Raw genomic sequence first — 13,946 nt, 5'->3', positions numbered from 1 at the left:
CCGGCGCCTTATCGCAGCTGGCCTCCCGGCACCACGGGCATGCCGTCTCCTGCCGGGTCCGAGGCGGCGAGCCTCTCGATGATGGGGCAGCCGGGCCGTTCGTCGCCGCTGCAATTTTCGGCCAGATGCTTGAGCTGGTCGGCCATGGCCTGCAATTCGCTGATTCTGGCTTCCAGCTGCGCAACGTGTGCCAGCGCCATGGACTTCACGTCCGCGCTCGCCCGGTCCCGGTCCCGCCACAGCGCCAGCAGCGACGCGATCTTCTCGATGGAAAAGCCGAAATCCCGCGCCTGCCGGATAAAGTGCAAGGTGTGAACGTCGGACGCCTCGTAGCTGCGATAGCCCGCGGCGGAACGCTCCACCTTCCGGGTAAGGCCGACCTCTTCATAGTAGCGGATCATCTTCGAACTGACGCCGGATTCTCTGGAAGCCTGTCCGATATTCATGGTCCTCACCCTTTCGCCGGTTGCGCGGCCGGAACGCCGGTCGGACGGGCCGCAGCACCGCCGCCCGGCGGCTGGAAACGCCGCAACCGCAGCGCGTTGACCACCACGAAGACGCTGGACAGCGCCATGGCGCCTGCCGCCAGAACCGGCGAGAGGAGAACGCCGAACGCCGGGTAGAATACCCCCGCCGCCAGCGGGATCAGAAGCGCGTTGTAGGCAAAAGCCCAGAAAAGGTTCTGCGAAATGTTGCGCATCGTCGCGCGGGAAAGCGCAATGGCGCTGCTGACGCCCCTGAGATCGCCCGCCATCAGCACAATGTCCGCCGCCTCGATGGCAACGTCTGTGCCGGACCCGATGGCGATGCCCACGTCAGCCTCGGCGAGCGCCGGCGCATCGTTGATCCCGTCGCCCACAAACGCCACCCGGCCCCGCGCCCGCAGCGCCTTGACCGCACTCACCTTCCCGTCCGGCAGCACCTCCGCCACCACCTCGTCGATGCCGAGATCGGCGGCAATGGCGTCTGCCGTCTGCCGGTTGTCGCCGGTGATCATCGCCACCGACAAGCCCATCGCCTTGAGTGCGGCAATCGCTTGCCCCGAGGTCTCCTTCACCGGGTCAGCCACGGCGATGATGGCGGCAAGCTCGCCATCCACCGCGGCATAAAGGGGCGACTTGCCTGCGCGCCCGAGCCGGTCCGCCTCGGCTGCAAAGGGCGACAGGTCAAGCCCGAGGCGGACCATCGCACGATCGGCCCCCACGTCGACCCGGCGGCCCGCCACGGTGGCCGACACGCCAAAGCCCGGAACCGCGTCAAAGCCGGCAGCCTCACCGACCGGGAGGTTCCGAAGCCGCGCCGCCTCCACTATGGCCGCGCCGATGGGGTGCTCCGACTTCATCTCGACAGCGGCAACAAGCGCCAGCACGTCGTCTTCGGCGAAACCATCCGCGGTGACGAGATCGGTGAGTTCCGGGCGGCCCCTGGTGAGGGTGCCGGTCTTGTCGAGGGCGACGATCCGGACGTCGCGCAAGGTCTGGAGCGCCTCGCCCTTGCGCATGAGGACGCCCATTTCCGCCCCGCGCCCGGTGCCGACCATGATGGACGTCGGCGTTGCAAGCCCCATAGCGCACGGGCAGGCGATGATGAGGACGGCAACCGCGTTGACCAGCGCAAAGCTCAGCGCAGGCTCGGGTCCGAAGACGAGCCAGACCCCGAATGTCAGCGCCGCAACCGCCAGCACCGCAGGCACGAACACATAGGTCACGCGGTCCACCAGACCCTGGATCGGGAGCTTGGCGCCCTGCGCGGTTTCCACCATGCGGATGATCTGGGACAGCGCCATGTCCGCGCCCACGCGGGTCGCGCGGAAGGTGAAGGCGCCAGTCTTGTTGATGGTCCCGCCGACAACCTCGTCGCCCGCGCCCCTGGCCACCGGAACAGGCTCCCCGGTAATCATCGACTGGTCGACGTAGCTCGACCCATCGACAACCGTGCCGTCGACGGGAATGCGTTCGCCGGGGCGGACAGCCACGCTGTCGCCTGCCACAACCTCTTCCAGCGGCACATCCACCGCCGCGCCATCGCGGAGGACCCGCGCGGTCTTGGCCTTCAAGCCCACAAGCCGCCTGATGGCATCACCGGTGCGCCCCCTCGCCCGTGCCTCCATGAAGCGGCCGACCAGAATGAGCGTCACGATGACGGCGGCCGCTTCATAATAGACATTGAGCGTGCCGGCCGGCAGAACCTGCGGGGCAAACGTCGCGACCGCCGAATAGGCCCACGCCGCCCCGGCACCGAGGGACACCAGCGAATTCATGTCCGGCCCACCGCGCAGAAGCGCCGGAATGCCGGTCCTGAAAAAGCGCAGGCCCGGGCCGAACAGGACGAGCGTGGTGAATGCGAACTGGACGAACCAGCTTGCCTCGCGCCCGATGGATGCCTCGATTGCCGTGCGCATGGGAGGAAAAAGGTGGCCCCCCATCTCGAGGATGAAAACCGGCAGTGTGAGCGCCGCGGCGATGAGGACGTCCCGCCGCAGCGCTGAAATCTCGCCACTGCGCCTTGCGGCGGCCGGATCGTCCGTCCCGGCTCCGTTCACGACGCTTGCCGCGTATCCGCCGGCCTTCACCGCATGGACCAGATCCTCCGCCGTGCTGGCGCCGGCAAGATAGCGCACGGTGGCCCGTTGGGTGGCAAGGTTCACCGCAGCGTCATCAACGCCCGGGGCGGCCGCCAACGCACGCTCCACCCGCCCGACACAGGACGCGCAGTTCATGCCCTCGATGGCAAGCTCGGTGGTGGCCAGCGTGGCAGCGTAGCCGGCCGTCTCCAATGCTTCGCGAACGCCGCCAAGGTCGGCCGCCCCGCCAAAGTGCAGCGTCGCCTGCTCGGTTGCAAAATTGGCATCGGCGCGCGCCACACCGGGCAGCGATGACAGCGCGCGCTCCACCCGCCCGGCGCACGATGCGCAGGACATGCCCTCGACGCCGATCGTAATGGCCTGTTCAGCCGCGGTCTGGCCCGGATGCGCTGCGGTTGCGGATACGTTCATGGGATCACCTTGCGATCAATCTCCACCGCACATGGTCCTTCCCATCGTGGGAAGGTCAAGAGATGGCAAAGCGGATTGCGCCGAATGTGCCGGCGAGAGATCTGCGCGCTATATTTCGGCTGCGACGGGGACGATCGTGCTGCCGACAAGGTCGTGAAGGTCTCCGGCGTGACCGTCGGTCCGGGCCGGCAGCGTGGGGTCGGAGGTGACGGCGACCGTGAGGCCGGCGTCTTTCAGCACATAGATCATCTGGCCGCCATAGCCGCGCGCATAGGCTGCCGGGACGCCGCCGAACGCGGCAATGAACCAGCCATAGCCATACTGGTCGCCTGAAAATGGCGACCGGGTGCGCGGCTCCAGCGATGCTTCGATCCACGCCGCCGGAACCACCTGCGTGTCACCGGATTTGCCGCCGAGGCGCACCATCTCGCCAATCCGGGCGAGGTCCCGCGGGGACAGCGCCATGTTGTTGCCGCCCATGTAGTGGCCTTGCGGATCGCGGGTCCACGGCGCGATTTCGATGCCGAGCGGCGTGCCGAGCCACTCGCGAGCGAGGGTGAGAAGGCTGCGGTTCGCAACGGTCGCAAGGACGACGCCCAGAACATGGTAGCTGCCGGTGGAGTATTGAAAGCGCCCGCCCGGCTCCGACACGAACGGCCGCGACAGCGCGTAACGCACCCAGTTGGGGCTGGCGACCCACGCGCCATAATTGGGGCCGGACGTGCGTTCGAGCCCCGCCCGCATCGTCAACAGGTCTTCCACGGTGATGGTTTGCACCCGCGGGTCCGCATCGCCCGGAATGAGGCCGGGGATCAGCTCTCCGAGCGTTGCGTCGACGCTGCCGATGAGCCCGCGGTCGATGGCGATCCCGGTCATCAGCGCCACAATCGACTTCGACACCGACTTGACGTTGACGGGCCTGTCGAGGTCCGGACCGCGGAAGGCGCGGGCAAGGCGCTCCTCCCCGTCCTTGACAACCACAATGGCGCGAAGCTGCTCCAGCGCGTCTGCCTCAGCCGCAATGGCGGTAAGGGGATCGTCCGCCGTGGCGGTGGCGCTCCCGGTCGCCGCAATGGTGGCGCAACCGGCAAGTCCCGCCAGCACGGCGCGGCGGTGTAGCGTGGCCGGTGTCATCGCGGTGTTTCCTTCGAGCCGTTTGGCCAGACGGCGCTGGCGGACATGACCGTGGTTGCGACAATCGCTGCGCCAAGCGCGAGCCACCCGGTCGCCGAACCCATGGTGAGAAGCGTTGCCGCGCTCACCAGAAGCCACCCGGCGGGAACGATGGCGAGGAGCCCGACCCGCCAGGAAGGCCGCGCGAGAAGGAGAAGCCCGAGCGTTGCAACCGCGGTCGGGTCCGGTGCGATCCCCACCACCTCCGCCGCGTTGAGTGGACGCCCGGCGACAACGCCGAGTGCCGGATAGGCCGCAGCAAGGAGCACAAAAATTGTGCCTGCAACCCTTCGCAATCCGTCCGCAACGAAGGACAGCCGCAGCCCGAACATGACGAGAAGCACCGCCTCCACCCAGAACACCGGACGCGCATAGGCGGCAATCATGTTGATGGGCGCGTAATATCGGGCGAGGAAGATTTCAGCGACGACGACCCATCCAGCGCCGAGCGCCAGAATTGCAGCAACGCCGCTACGGCCGGCGCCACTCAGCAGCGCGAGGCACAAGCCGAGAAGCAACAACGGGGCGACCGCTGCAAGCGGCCAGACCGACTGGTTGGCCAGCGCAAACAGCCGCCAGTAGGTTTCGGCGGAAAACAGGAGGAAATCCTGCGGCGAATAGGTGAGCCACGTCTCCACTAAAGGGCGGCGACAGTGGCGGCAATCTTCGCCCGCTGTGCCGCGTCAGGCAGGACCCCTCGCGCAGCAGCCTTGTTTTCCCGCATGTGCTGCGCACTGGTGGTGGCCGGAATGGTGACCGTCACCGCCGGATGCGACACGATGAACTTGAGGAGAAGCTGCGCCCAGCTCTCTGCCCCGAGCGCGCCGGCAAACGCCGGAAGCGGTGCCCCGCGCACGCGGCCGACCAGAGCGCCCCGCCGGAACGGGCGGTTGACGATGACGCCGATGCCTTTTTCCTGCGCCAGCGGCAGCAGACGTGCCTCCGGCGTCCGGTCCAGCGCGTTGTAGGTGAGCTGCACGAAGTCCAGCGGATGGCGCGCCATGATGCGTTCCATCTCGCCATGGCGCCGCCCGTGGGACGTGGTCACACCCACATAATCAATCTCGCCTGCGGCCTTTTTGGCAAACAGCGTTTCAAGGTGCGCCTCCCAGGCAACGAGGTTGTGCACCTGCAGGAGATCGAAGGAGGTACGCCACGCCTCCCGCGAACTGGCAATCTGCCCGCTGCCCGCCCCGCCGGACGATGTCCACACCTTGTCGGCGGCAAACAGCGTCTCGGGCTGACCGAGCGCCGCCAGTCCGTGGCCGACGGTGGCCTGCGCCGAACCGTACATCGGCGAGGAATCGATCACGCCGCCGCCCTCGGCAAAGAATGCGCGCATCACATCGGTCGAGCGCTCCAGAAGCACGGGATCGCGGCCGACATTGAAGGTGATCCACGTTCCAAGCCCGATCACCGGCACAGCGGCGCCGGTTGAAGGAATGACCCGCGTTGCGCCCGCCCCTTGCGCCAGGACCTGACGCGGCAGGGCCGCCATTGCCGAGGCGGCAGCGGCTTGTGCAATCAGCGTTCTGCGGGTGATCGACATGAGGGTCTCCGGGTCGTGGACGTTTCGGGCACAGCGGACACACCGAGTTAACAGCCCGTCGGTGGCGCAGTTGCTGTGACACGTCCGCGCGTCCGGCCGGGCGCGATCAAAAGCCATTCGCCAGCGTTTTGGCGCTATCTCATCACGGCACCAGGCTGGCCTTTCCGGCATACGCCTCGCGGTGATAGGCGTCCCCTGCCAGCTCCCCGCGGTGGTCGAAGACACAAAGGAACACCTGATGACGCAGTCCGACACCCAGAACCGGAAATTCGTTCTCGCGCAGCGCCCGAAGGGCGAGCCGGACGACAGCACGCTGCGTCTCGAAACCGAAGCCGTGCCCGCCGCCGGCGCCGGCCAGATGCTGCTGCGCAACAAATATCTCTCACTCGACCCGTACATGCGGGGCCGGATGAGCGATGCGCCGTCCTACGCCGCCCCCGTTGCAATTGGCGAGGTGATGGTCGGCGGTACGGTGGCGGAGGTGGTGACATCCAACGTCGTCGGGTTTTCCGAAGGTGACTGGGTGGTCGCCTTCGGCGGGTGGCAGGACTATGCGCTCTCCGACGGCACCGGCGTCATAAACATGGGCCGGACGCCTGAAAACCCGTCCTGGGCGCTTGGTGTGCTGGGAATGCCCGGCCTGACCGCGTGGGCTGGCCTGACGCAGATCGGCGTGCCAAAGGAAGGCGAGACGCTGGTGGTGGCCGGCGCCAGCGGGCCGGTGGGCGCAACCGTGGGGCAGGTCGGCAAGCTCCTCGGCCTTCGTGTCGTCGGCATTGCGGGTGGTGCGGAAAAGTGCGCCCACGTCACCGGCGTCCTCGGGTTTGACGACTGTATCGACTACAAGGCCGACGGTTTTGCCGATGCGCTGGCCGCCGCCGTTCCCGACGGGATCGACATTTACTACGAAAACGTCGGCGGCGCGGTGTTCGACGCAGTGATGCCGCTGTTGAACACGAGCGCGCGCATTCCGGTCTGCGGGCTGATTTCGCAGTACAACGCCACCCGCCTCCCCGATGGGCCGGACCGGCTGTCCCTTCTCATGGGCATGATCCTGCGCAAGCGGATGACCGTGCGCGGCTTTATCGTCTTCAACGATTTCGGCCATCTTTACCCGGAATTCGCCAGCCAGATGGGCGCCTGGGTGAAAGAGGGCAAGATCCGCTACCGCGAGGAGATGATCGACGGGCTGGAGAAGGCACCGTCCGCGTTCATCGGGCTTTTGCGGGGCGAAGCCTTCGGCAAGCGGGTGATCCGGCTCGACGCCTGATCACGTCCCGTCTGCACCAATGCGGCGTCACTGGCGTTTTCCGGCGGCAATATGGTTTCGGCAACATTGTGCCGCCGGATGGTGTCAACGCTGCATGAAGGCAATTGATTGCCTCGCAAGCCACAGCCAATTTCCGTCACGGCACGGGAATTGCAGCATCTCCGGCATGTTCCAGAGAATGCAGAGGCCAACCATGCACATTGCCAAAAGCCACCGGCGGCTTGCACTGACTTCGCTGCGCAGCGTTGCCGCAGGGGCCGCGCTCGCTGCCAGCTTCGCACCGGGCGCCCTCGCCCTTGACGAAGTGCACCTGCAGACAGACTGGATTCCCTCCGGCGAGCACGCGGCCTACTACGGCGCCTGGTCCAAGGGGATCTTCGAAAAGCACGGCATCGACATCACCATCACCCGTGGCTACGGGTCCGGCGATACGGTGACCAAGCTTGCCAATGGCGCCTTCGATTTTGGCGTTGCCGACTTTGGTGCCGTCCTTGCGGCGCGCGCCAAGCTCGGGATGCCGATCAAGACCATCGGGATGATCTACACCCACTCGCCGCACTCGCTGTTCGTGCTGGAATCGTCCGGCATCGAGGATTTTCAGGATCTCGAGGGCAAGCGCATCGGCATCACGCCGGGCAACAGCCACAAGCTCTATTTCCCCAAGGTCGCCGAGAAGGCAGGCACCGATCCGTCCAAGATCGTTTGGGTCAACACCGATGGCGCCACCATGGCGCCCCTGCTGATCCAGGGTAAGCTTGACGCGGCCCCGTTCTACTCGATCCATTATTACTACCAGAACAAGGCTGCCGAAGCAGCCGGCGAGAAGATCCGCGTCCTCCCGTTCGAGAAGGTGGGCTTTGCGATCTACGCCGCTTCCCTCGTCACGACCGACGAGATGATCGAAGAAAAGCCGGAGCTGGTGGAGCGCTTCCTCGCCGCCACCTACGAGGCCTTCGAGTGGGCGCGCGAGAACCCGGAGGAAGCCTGCACCCTGCACACCGAACGCGTCCCCGAAGTTGCCATGGACGACTGCATGGGCAGCCTTGCTGCGGTGAACGGCTTCATCTTCAACGCGCACAGCGACGAGACCGGGCTTGGCAATTTCAGCCCCGAGCGGCTCGCCTTCACGTGGGCGGCTGTGAAGGAAGCCCAGGCGATCGAAACCGACTTCGATCCCGCGGAGGCTCTGGACACCTCCCTCGTCCCCGGTGAGTAACGAGGTCCACGCGGCGGCGGGGGCAACCCCGCCGGCCATCGTCATCAACAGCCTCGACCGCGTGTTCGAAAGCCGCGACGGCGAGCGGATCCATGCCCTCAAGGGCGTGGACCTCACCGTTGGCGAGCACGAGTTCGTGTCCCTCGTCGGCCCGTCGGGCTGCGGCAAGTCCACCTTGTTGCGGCTGGTGGCGGGGCTTCTTGCGCCCTCGGTCGGTTCGGTTTCCATCCACGGCACGCCGGTGAAGGAGCCCCGCACCGACACCGCGCTGGTGTTCCAGAGCCCGACGCTTCTCCCCTGGGCCTCGATCCTCGACAACCTGCTCTTCCCGCTGAAAATGCTGCGCCGCCCGGTGACCGACGAAGCGCGCCAGAAGGCGCACGGGCTTTTGCAGATGGTCGGCCTCGAAGGCTTCGCCTCGCGCTATCCCAGCGAACTTTCGGGCGGAATGCAGCAGCGCGCCGCCATTTGCCGCGCCCTGATGCATGACCCCGACGTCCTGTTGATGGACGAGCCGTTCGGCGCGCTGGACGCACTCACCCGCGAGGAGATGAGCCGAGAACTCCTCGACCTTTGCGAACGGCGGCCCAAGACGGTCCTGTTCGTCACCCACTCCATCGCCGAATCGGTCCTCCTTTCGGACCGCGTGGTGGTGATGTCGCCCCGGCCCGGACGGATCGAAGAAATCGTTACTGTTCCGCTCGACCGCGCCGAGCGCATCGGACATGAGGCAAGTCATGAGTTCCAATCCTGCGTCCAGCACATCCGCGACCTCATCTTCACCAGACGCCGCACAGCAGCCTGAGGCCAGACGCTCCGCGCCTTCGCGCTCGCGCGCGCTGGTGCAGGAGGCTGCCGTTCCCACGCTGGTGATTGTCTCGCTGGTCGCGGTGTGGCAGCTGGCGGTGGCGGCGTTCGAGATCCCGGTCTATCTCCTGCCCTCGCCGGCGCGCATTGCCGCCGACAGCTACAAGCACGCCGGTACCCTGGGGATGCACACCCTCGCCACGCTGAAAACCGTTGTGCTCGGCTTCATCGCCTCGGTGGTGGTCAGCCTGCCGCTCGCCGTCGTCATCACCTCATCCAAAACCGTGGCGAACACGGTCTACCCGATCCTTGTCCTCACCCAGTCGATCCCGAAGGTGGCGCTGGCACCGATCCTTGTGATCCTGCTGGGCACCAACGAGCTGCCGCGCATTGTGGTCACGTTTCTGGTGGCGTTCTTTCCGCTGGTCATCGCCATTGCAACCGGGCTCGTCTCGGTTCCGGCCGAACTCGTCGAGCTTGGCCGCTCCTATCGCGGCTCGCGCTTTCAGCTTCTCACCCGCATCCGCCTGCCCTACGCGGTGCCGATGATCTTTTCAGGTCTCAAGGTTGCGGTCACACTGTCCGTGGTCGGCGCCGTGGTCGCCGAATTCGTCAACGCGGATGCCGGCCTCGGCTACTTCATCATCTCGTCCACGGCGTTTTTCGAGACCGGTCTCGCCTACGCCGCCCTCATCATCCTGTCTCTCATGGGGATCATCTTGTTCCAGCTTGTCGTCGTCGCCGAACGCGTCTTCTTCCCGTGGTCGCCCTCCAACGCTGCGCCGGTGGCGGCATGAGCGCCACCATCATCCGCGGTGGCCGCCTGATCGACATTGCCGCCCGCACCGCCGATCTCACCGACATTCTGGTGGTGGATGGCACAATCAAGGAAGTTGGCGCCCCCGGCCTTGCCGCCCCGGCGGACGCCGCGGTGTTCGACGCTGCGGGCAAACTCATGCACCCCGGCCTCATCAACGGGCACACCCACGGCCATGGCGGGCTTGCCAAGGGCATGGGCGACCGCTGGACGCTGGAGCTCCTCCTTACCGCAGGCCCCTGGATCAGCGGTTCGCGGCAGGACGAGGACAAGTACCTCTCCACCTTCATCGGTGCTGCCGAGATGCTGCTGAAGGGCTGCACCGCCTGCTACGATCTCACCTACGAATTCCCGCTGCCGTCGGACGCCGGCATCGGCGCCTGCGCCAACGCCTACAAGGACGCCGGAATGCGCGCCGTCATCGCCCCGATGGTGGCCGATATTGCATTCTTCGACGCGATCCCCGGCCTGATGGACGCGCTGCCCGACGCCCTCAAGCGCGAGGCGGAAAAGCTGCGCCTTGCGCCCGGCGAGGCCACACTGTCAGCCATCCGCGCGGCGGTGGAGCAATGGTCGTACGGCGATACCATCCGCCCCGGCGTCGCCCCCACCATTCCCCACCACTGCACCGATGCGTTCATGACCGGGTGCCGCGACATTGCGCACGCGCACGGCATCGGCCTCCACAGCCACGTTGCAGAATCGAAGATGCAGGCGATTGCCAGCCGCGGGATCTACGGCAAGACGCAGCTTGCCCACATGGACGACCTCGGCCTCGTCGGCCCCGATTTTGTGGTCGCCCACGGTGTGTGGCTGGATGACGAGGACATGAAGCGCCTTGCCGGCCATGGCGGTTCGGTGTCCCACAACCCCGGCAGCAACGCTCTGCTCGGCAACGGCATCGCCCATGCCGCGAAAATGCTGCAGCACGGCGTGAACCTTGCCATCGGCACCGACGGCTCGAGCTGCTCCGACAACCAGAACATGTACGAAGCCATGCGCACCGCCGTGTACATGAGCCACGCCCGCGGCCCCGACTATTTTGACGAGTGGCTGTCCACCGCAGACGTCTTCACCGCCGCGACCGAGGGCAGCGCCCGTGCGCTGGGTCTGAAGGACGTCGGCCGCATTGAAGAGGGCTACAAGGCCGACATCGTCTTCCTCGATCTGGCGTCGATCAACCTCATCCCGCTGAACGATCCGGTGAACCAGATCGTGCAGGCCGAGGACGGACGCTCGGTGCATTCGGTGATGGTCGACGGCAAGGTCGTGGTGTCGAACGGCGCCCTCGTCGGCACCGACATGAATGCGCTTGCAAAAAGAGCCGAAAGCGCGCGGGACCGGCTCAACGCCGCCAACGCCGAAAAGCGCGCGCTGTTTGAAAAGCTCGCGCCGGTGGTGCGTTCGTTCTGTCCGGGCCTGTCGCACAAGCCGTACCACGCCGAGCGGCACGTTCACATTCACTGACGGCCCGGCCGCCGGCGGCTAGCGCTTCGGCGCCGCGGCCGCCGGCATCGTCATTTCTGCCGACCGGCCGCCGGCCTTCTCGGCCGTGGCGGCGTCCGGAACGCGGCGCCGCACCCGCCGCTTGAGGCCCGGCCGCCAGACGCCGAGGACGATGTTGGCCACCGCAACGGCAAGGACCACAATGAGCGTGTACCACTCCAGGGTCAGCATCCGCTCCAGCCGCTCGGGCGATGCGGTCCCGGCCGCAATTTTTGCCGCGAGGTCGGCCGCATAGTCCGCCTTGGCGCCGATGATGGTGAGAACGCCCTTGAACATCAGGATGCCAAGGGCCGCCTTGAGCCAGACCCAGCCTTTTTCGAGGAATGGCCGGTGGACGATCATCGACAACAGGCCGCTGACGAGGCCGACCGCCAGCGAAGGCAGCAGCACATAGTTGCTGACGGCGGCAATCAGGCTGCGCAACTGCACGAACCCGTCCGCCGTCGCGGGCGCGGCCACCACCAGAAGAACCATGTAGGACATGATCCCGCCAATCAGCCCGCAGGCTGCAATGGAGTGCAGGATCTTGACGGTCTTGCGCATGGGCCTCCCTCCCCGGTTGCCGCCCGGCGTCGTCTGCCACGGCGGGCACGCTGCGATAAGGCGCACCCTTCGGCCAAAGGCGGACGAGGGCTTTTGACCACAATGACAGCCTCAGGGTGCGGCGCGAACGCGGCAAAGCGCAACACCCCGGTTTCCGGTAGTGTAGAGCCCGCCTGAAAAGGCGGTGGCCTCAGACCTACTCCGCCAGAAAACGTCGGGCGACCCAGCCAAGATCGTCACGGTGAGCCACAAGGCACCAGCCATTCTGGCAGGTGCGCCTGTCCACCGCGCAGCTGGCGGCGGGGATTTCGGATATGACGGCATAGTCGCCGCTCGGGCCGACACGCATGTTGAGTGTCGTGTTTACGCCGGTGAGACAGCCTCTCCCGGAGCGCGCCGGCCTTGTGGCGATCGGCGTGAACACGAGGTCCGAATTGGGGCCGTCGAACACATGGTTGGCAATGGTGCAGTCGCTCAGGCGCAAACGCGGCGATGGCCCTTGGAGACGAAAGGCGCGGCCGGGTGCGTAGTCGCCATAGACGAAATAATCCACCGCCCCGCAGCGCGCGCTGAAAATGCGGGACTGCCCTTCCAGATAACCATCTGTCACGCGGCCGTCGAACAGGATCTGGCCGGGGGCAACGCCCTGGGCCGCTATGGCACGTTTGGGGCGCGCGTAGGTGATGACCACGCGGTTGCCCGTCGTCTCCACATCCATCAGCGATCCGTTGTGGTCATATCGCAGGACCTCGGCTGCCGCGGGAAAGGAGAGCATCACGAGAAGGATAATAATTGAACGCATGGCGGGTCCCCTGTTCAGCGCTGGATGGGCGACAGGAACTTGCCGCGCACCCACCCGATGGCATCACCGCCCTGGCCGATTTCGCACCATCGCTCGTCGAGTATCCGTTCCTGTTCGGAAAGCGATGCTCCGTCGAAGGCGATGTTGTCCGGCTCCGGATTGCAGGCGAAAACGAAGAGGCCGCGCGCCGTGGGGGCGAGCTGCGCCACCCTTGCTGCGCTGGCCGAAGGTTCCGCACGGACCCACAGCGTGCGGTCGGCCGGCACACCGCGCAGCCTGTAGTCCGTTGCGTAGATGCCGAACGCTGGCAGGTCGTCGAAAATCTCTTCTTCCACCGGGAACAGGCGGACGAGGCGTGTGTTTCCATCCACCGCCAGCGTTCCCTCCTGCCGGGCGCGATCGAGGAGGAGCCGTCCCTCGCTCGACGTGCCGGCAAACGTCACCGCCCAGTCTTCAGCGCTGCCTCTGCGCAGGCGAAGCGACAGTTCGGCATTAGCGGAACCCGATGGATCAACCCCATTGAGCGCGCCCTGCCCGGCGCTGCCGGACAGCGTGATCTGACCCAGACGCTGCCCGTCGATCGTTTCGATATCCCAGGTTTCACCGGCTCCGGCGGAGGGTGACGCAGGCGGTGCTTCGGCAATCGGCGAGGCGCTTCCGGCGGCATCTTGCGTCCACCCGTCATCGGCCAGATTGCCGAGGGATGCCAGGGGATCTCGGCGCACCGCATCGAAGATGCTTTCCATGCACATGACCTCTTCGCAAAGGTGCATGCCGCGCTGCGCGCGCCCGTCGTATCCGGTGCCGAGGCGCTCGTGCCGGATACTCGCCTCACCGCCGTTGGCCGTCGCAATCTGCAACAGCCAGCGCCCCTCGACACCCGGCAGCGCGAATGCTGCACGCAAAACATCGTCGTCGATGCGCACGCCCGATGCCTCGATCTGCTGCGACTCCTCCGGCAACGCTTTGCAAAGCACGGGGGTCATCGACGGCGGGCAGCCGGTGCCAGCCTTGTAGAAGCTGATCTCGACCTCCGCCGTCGGGTTGCTCCCGACCTGCAGCACCTGCACCACAATATCGGCCTCGGGCAGCGTATCGGTCAGGGCAAAGCTGGCATACCAGCGCCCAAGATCCGACCGGTCCTGTGCGGCCGCAGGGGCCGCGAAGAGCAATATCAAGGCGAGAAGGCGGATCATCACTCACGGTCTCCGGCGGCGTTGCATCCATATGACCCGGCGTTGGCGCTGGGCGCCACCCCCGGATGCGCG

13 protein-coding genes are annotated in these 13,946 nt (G+C 66.3%); 5 read left to right on the top strand and 8 right to left on the bottom strand.

Annotated elements, in window-relative coordinates; translation table 11 throughout:
• Positions 1-8: 8 nt before the first annotated feature.
• The 5 genes from cueR to RDV64_RS18115 all read right to left on the bottom strand — a co-directional run bounded on the left by cueR (position 9) and on the right by RDV64_RS18115 (position 5,717).
• Entirely contained in the window at positions 9-446 is a 438-nt protein-coding gene (gene cueR / locus RDV64_RS18135) for a Cu(I)-responsive transcriptional regulator (protein ID WP_309196366.1), read from the bottom strand.
• Positions 447-451: 5 nt separating this feature from the next.
• Positions 452-2,995 carry a heavy metal translocating P-type ATPase gene (locus RDV64_RS18130; protein WP_309196365.1) on the bottom strand — a complete coding sequence of 848 codons (2,544 nt, stop codon included), beginning with the start codon at positions 2,993-2,995 and terminating at the stop codon, positions 452-454.
• 108 nt (positions 2,996-3,103) lie between these two features.
• Positions 3,104-4,129, bottom strand: a complete 1,026-nt coding sequence (locus tag RDV64_RS18125; protein WP_309196364.1) for a serine hydrolase — start codon at positions 4,127-4,129, stop codon at positions 3,104-3,106.
• A complete protein-coding gene (locus tag RDV64_RS18120) occupies positions 4,126-4,806 on the bottom strand; it encodes a DUF6064 family protein (RefSeq protein ID WP_309196363.1) in 681 nt (226 codons plus the stop codon). The genes RDV64_RS18125 and RDV64_RS18120 overlap by 4 nt, the downstream gene beginning before the upstream one ends.
• Positions 4,806-5,717, bottom strand: a complete 912-nt coding sequence (locus RDV64_RS18115) for an aldo/keto reductase (protein ID WP_375143764.1) — start codon at positions 5,715-5,717, stop codon at positions 4,806-4,808. Before RDV64_RS18115 ends, RDV64_RS18120 begins: the two co-directional genes overlap by 1 nt.
• A 238-nt stretch (positions 5,718-5,955) precedes the next feature.
• Between RDV64_RS18115 and RDV64_RS18110 the strand changes: the two genes are divergently transcribed.
• The 5 genes from RDV64_RS18110 (at position 5,956) to RDV64_RS18090 (ending at position 11,294) form a co-directional block, all read left to right on the top strand.
• Complete coding sequence (locus RDV64_RS18110) at positions 5,956-6,987, top strand: NADP-dependent oxidoreductase (protein WP_309196362.1); 1,032 nt, start codon at positions 5,956-5,958, stop codon at positions 6,985-6,987.
• Positions 6,988-7,180: 193 nt separating this feature from the next.
• Entirely contained in the window at positions 7,181-8,203 is a 1,023-nt protein-coding gene (locus RDV64_RS18105) for an ABC transporter substrate-binding protein (protein ID WP_309196361.1), read from the top strand.
• On the top strand, positions 8,196-9,008 hold the full coding sequence (locus RDV64_RS18100) for an ABC transporter ATP-binding protein (RefSeq protein WP_309196360.1): 813 nt from the start codon (positions 8,196-8,198) through the stop codon (positions 9,006-9,008). Before RDV64_RS18105 ends, RDV64_RS18100 begins: the two co-directional genes overlap by 8 nt.
• Positions 8,941-9,807, top strand: a complete 867-nt coding sequence (locus RDV64_RS18095) for an ABC transporter permease (RefSeq protein ID WP_309196359.1) — start codon at positions 8,941-8,943, stop codon at positions 9,805-9,807. The genes RDV64_RS18100 and RDV64_RS18095 overlap by 68 nt, the downstream gene beginning before the upstream one ends.
• Positions 9,804-11,294, top strand: coding sequence for an amidohydrolase family protein (locus RDV64_RS18090; RefSeq protein ID WP_309196358.1), 1,491 nt, complete (start codon positions 9,804-9,806; stop codon positions 11,292-11,294). The genes RDV64_RS18095 and RDV64_RS18090 overlap by 4 nt, the downstream gene beginning before the upstream one ends.
• 18 nt (positions 11,295-11,312) lie before the next feature.
• Here RDV64_RS18090 and RDV64_RS18085 read toward each other — a convergent pair whose 3' ends face one another.
• The 3 genes from RDV64_RS18085 to RDV64_RS18075 form a co-directional block, all read right to left on the bottom strand.
• Positions 11,313-11,876, bottom strand: a complete 564-nt coding sequence (locus RDV64_RS18085) for a DUF2269 family protein (protein WP_309196357.1) — start codon at positions 11,874-11,876, stop codon at positions 11,313-11,315.
• 196 nt (positions 11,877-12,072) lie between these two features.
• Positions 12,073-12,678, bottom strand: a complete 606-nt coding sequence (locus RDV64_RS18080) for an SH3 domain-containing protein (RefSeq protein ID WP_309196356.1) — start codon at positions 12,676-12,678, stop codon at positions 12,073-12,075.
• A 14-nt stretch (positions 12,679-12,692) separates the two neighbouring features.
• Positions 12,693-13,877, bottom strand: coding sequence for a hypothetical protein (locus RDV64_RS18075; protein ID WP_309196355.1), 1,185 nt, complete (start codon positions 13,875-13,877; stop codon positions 12,693-12,695).
• Positions 13,878-13,946 lie beyond the last annotated feature (69 nt).

Source organism: Acuticoccus sp. MNP-M23 (assembly GCF_031195445.1).
In the GTDB taxonomy this organism is placed as follows: domain Bacteria; phylum Pseudomonadota; class Alphaproteobacteria; order Rhizobiales; family Amorphaceae; genus Acuticoccus.
Note: the sequence above shows the minus strand (reverse complement) of the source record. Positions and strands in the feature narration are given on the sequence as shown.

Coding starts and splice junctions, on each gene's coding strand:
- cueR (WP_309196366.1), bottom strand. CDS start 446: ATGAATATCGGACAGGCTTCCAGAGAATCCGGCGTCAGTTCGAAGATG.
- RDV64_RS18130 (WP_309196365.1), bottom strand. CDS start 2,995: ATGAACGTATCCGCAACCGCAGCGCATCCGGGCCAGACCGCGGCTGAA.
- RDV64_RS18125 (WP_309196364.1), bottom strand. CDS start 4,129: ATGACACCGGCCACGCTACACCGCCGCGCCGTGCTGGCGGGACTTGCC.
- RDV64_RS18115 (WP_375143764.1), bottom strand. CDS start 5,717: ATGTCGATCACCCGCAGAACGCTGATTGCACAAGCCGCTGCCGCCTCG.
- RDV64_RS18110 (WP_309196362.1), top strand. CDS start 5,956: ATGACGCAGTCCGACACCCAGAACCGGAAATTCGTTCTCGCGCAGCGC.
- RDV64_RS18105 (WP_309196361.1), top strand. CDS start 7,181: ATGCACATTGCCAAAAGCCACCGGCGGCTTGCACTGACTTCGCTGCGC.
- RDV64_RS18095 (WP_309196359.1), top strand. CDS start 8,941: ATGAGTTCCAATCCTGCGTCCAGCACATCCGCGACCTCATCTTCACCA.
- RDV64_RS18090 (WP_309196358.1), top strand. CDS start 9,804: ATGAGCGCCACCATCATCCGCGGTGGCCGCCTGATCGACATTGCCGCC.
- RDV64_RS18085 (WP_309196357.1), bottom strand. CDS start 11,876: ATGCGCAAGACCGTCAAGATCCTGCACTCCATTGCAGCCTGCGGGCTG.
- RDV64_RS18080 (WP_309196356.1), bottom strand. CDS start 12,678: ATGCGTTCAATTATTATCCTTCTCGTGATGCTCTCCTTTCCCGCGGCA.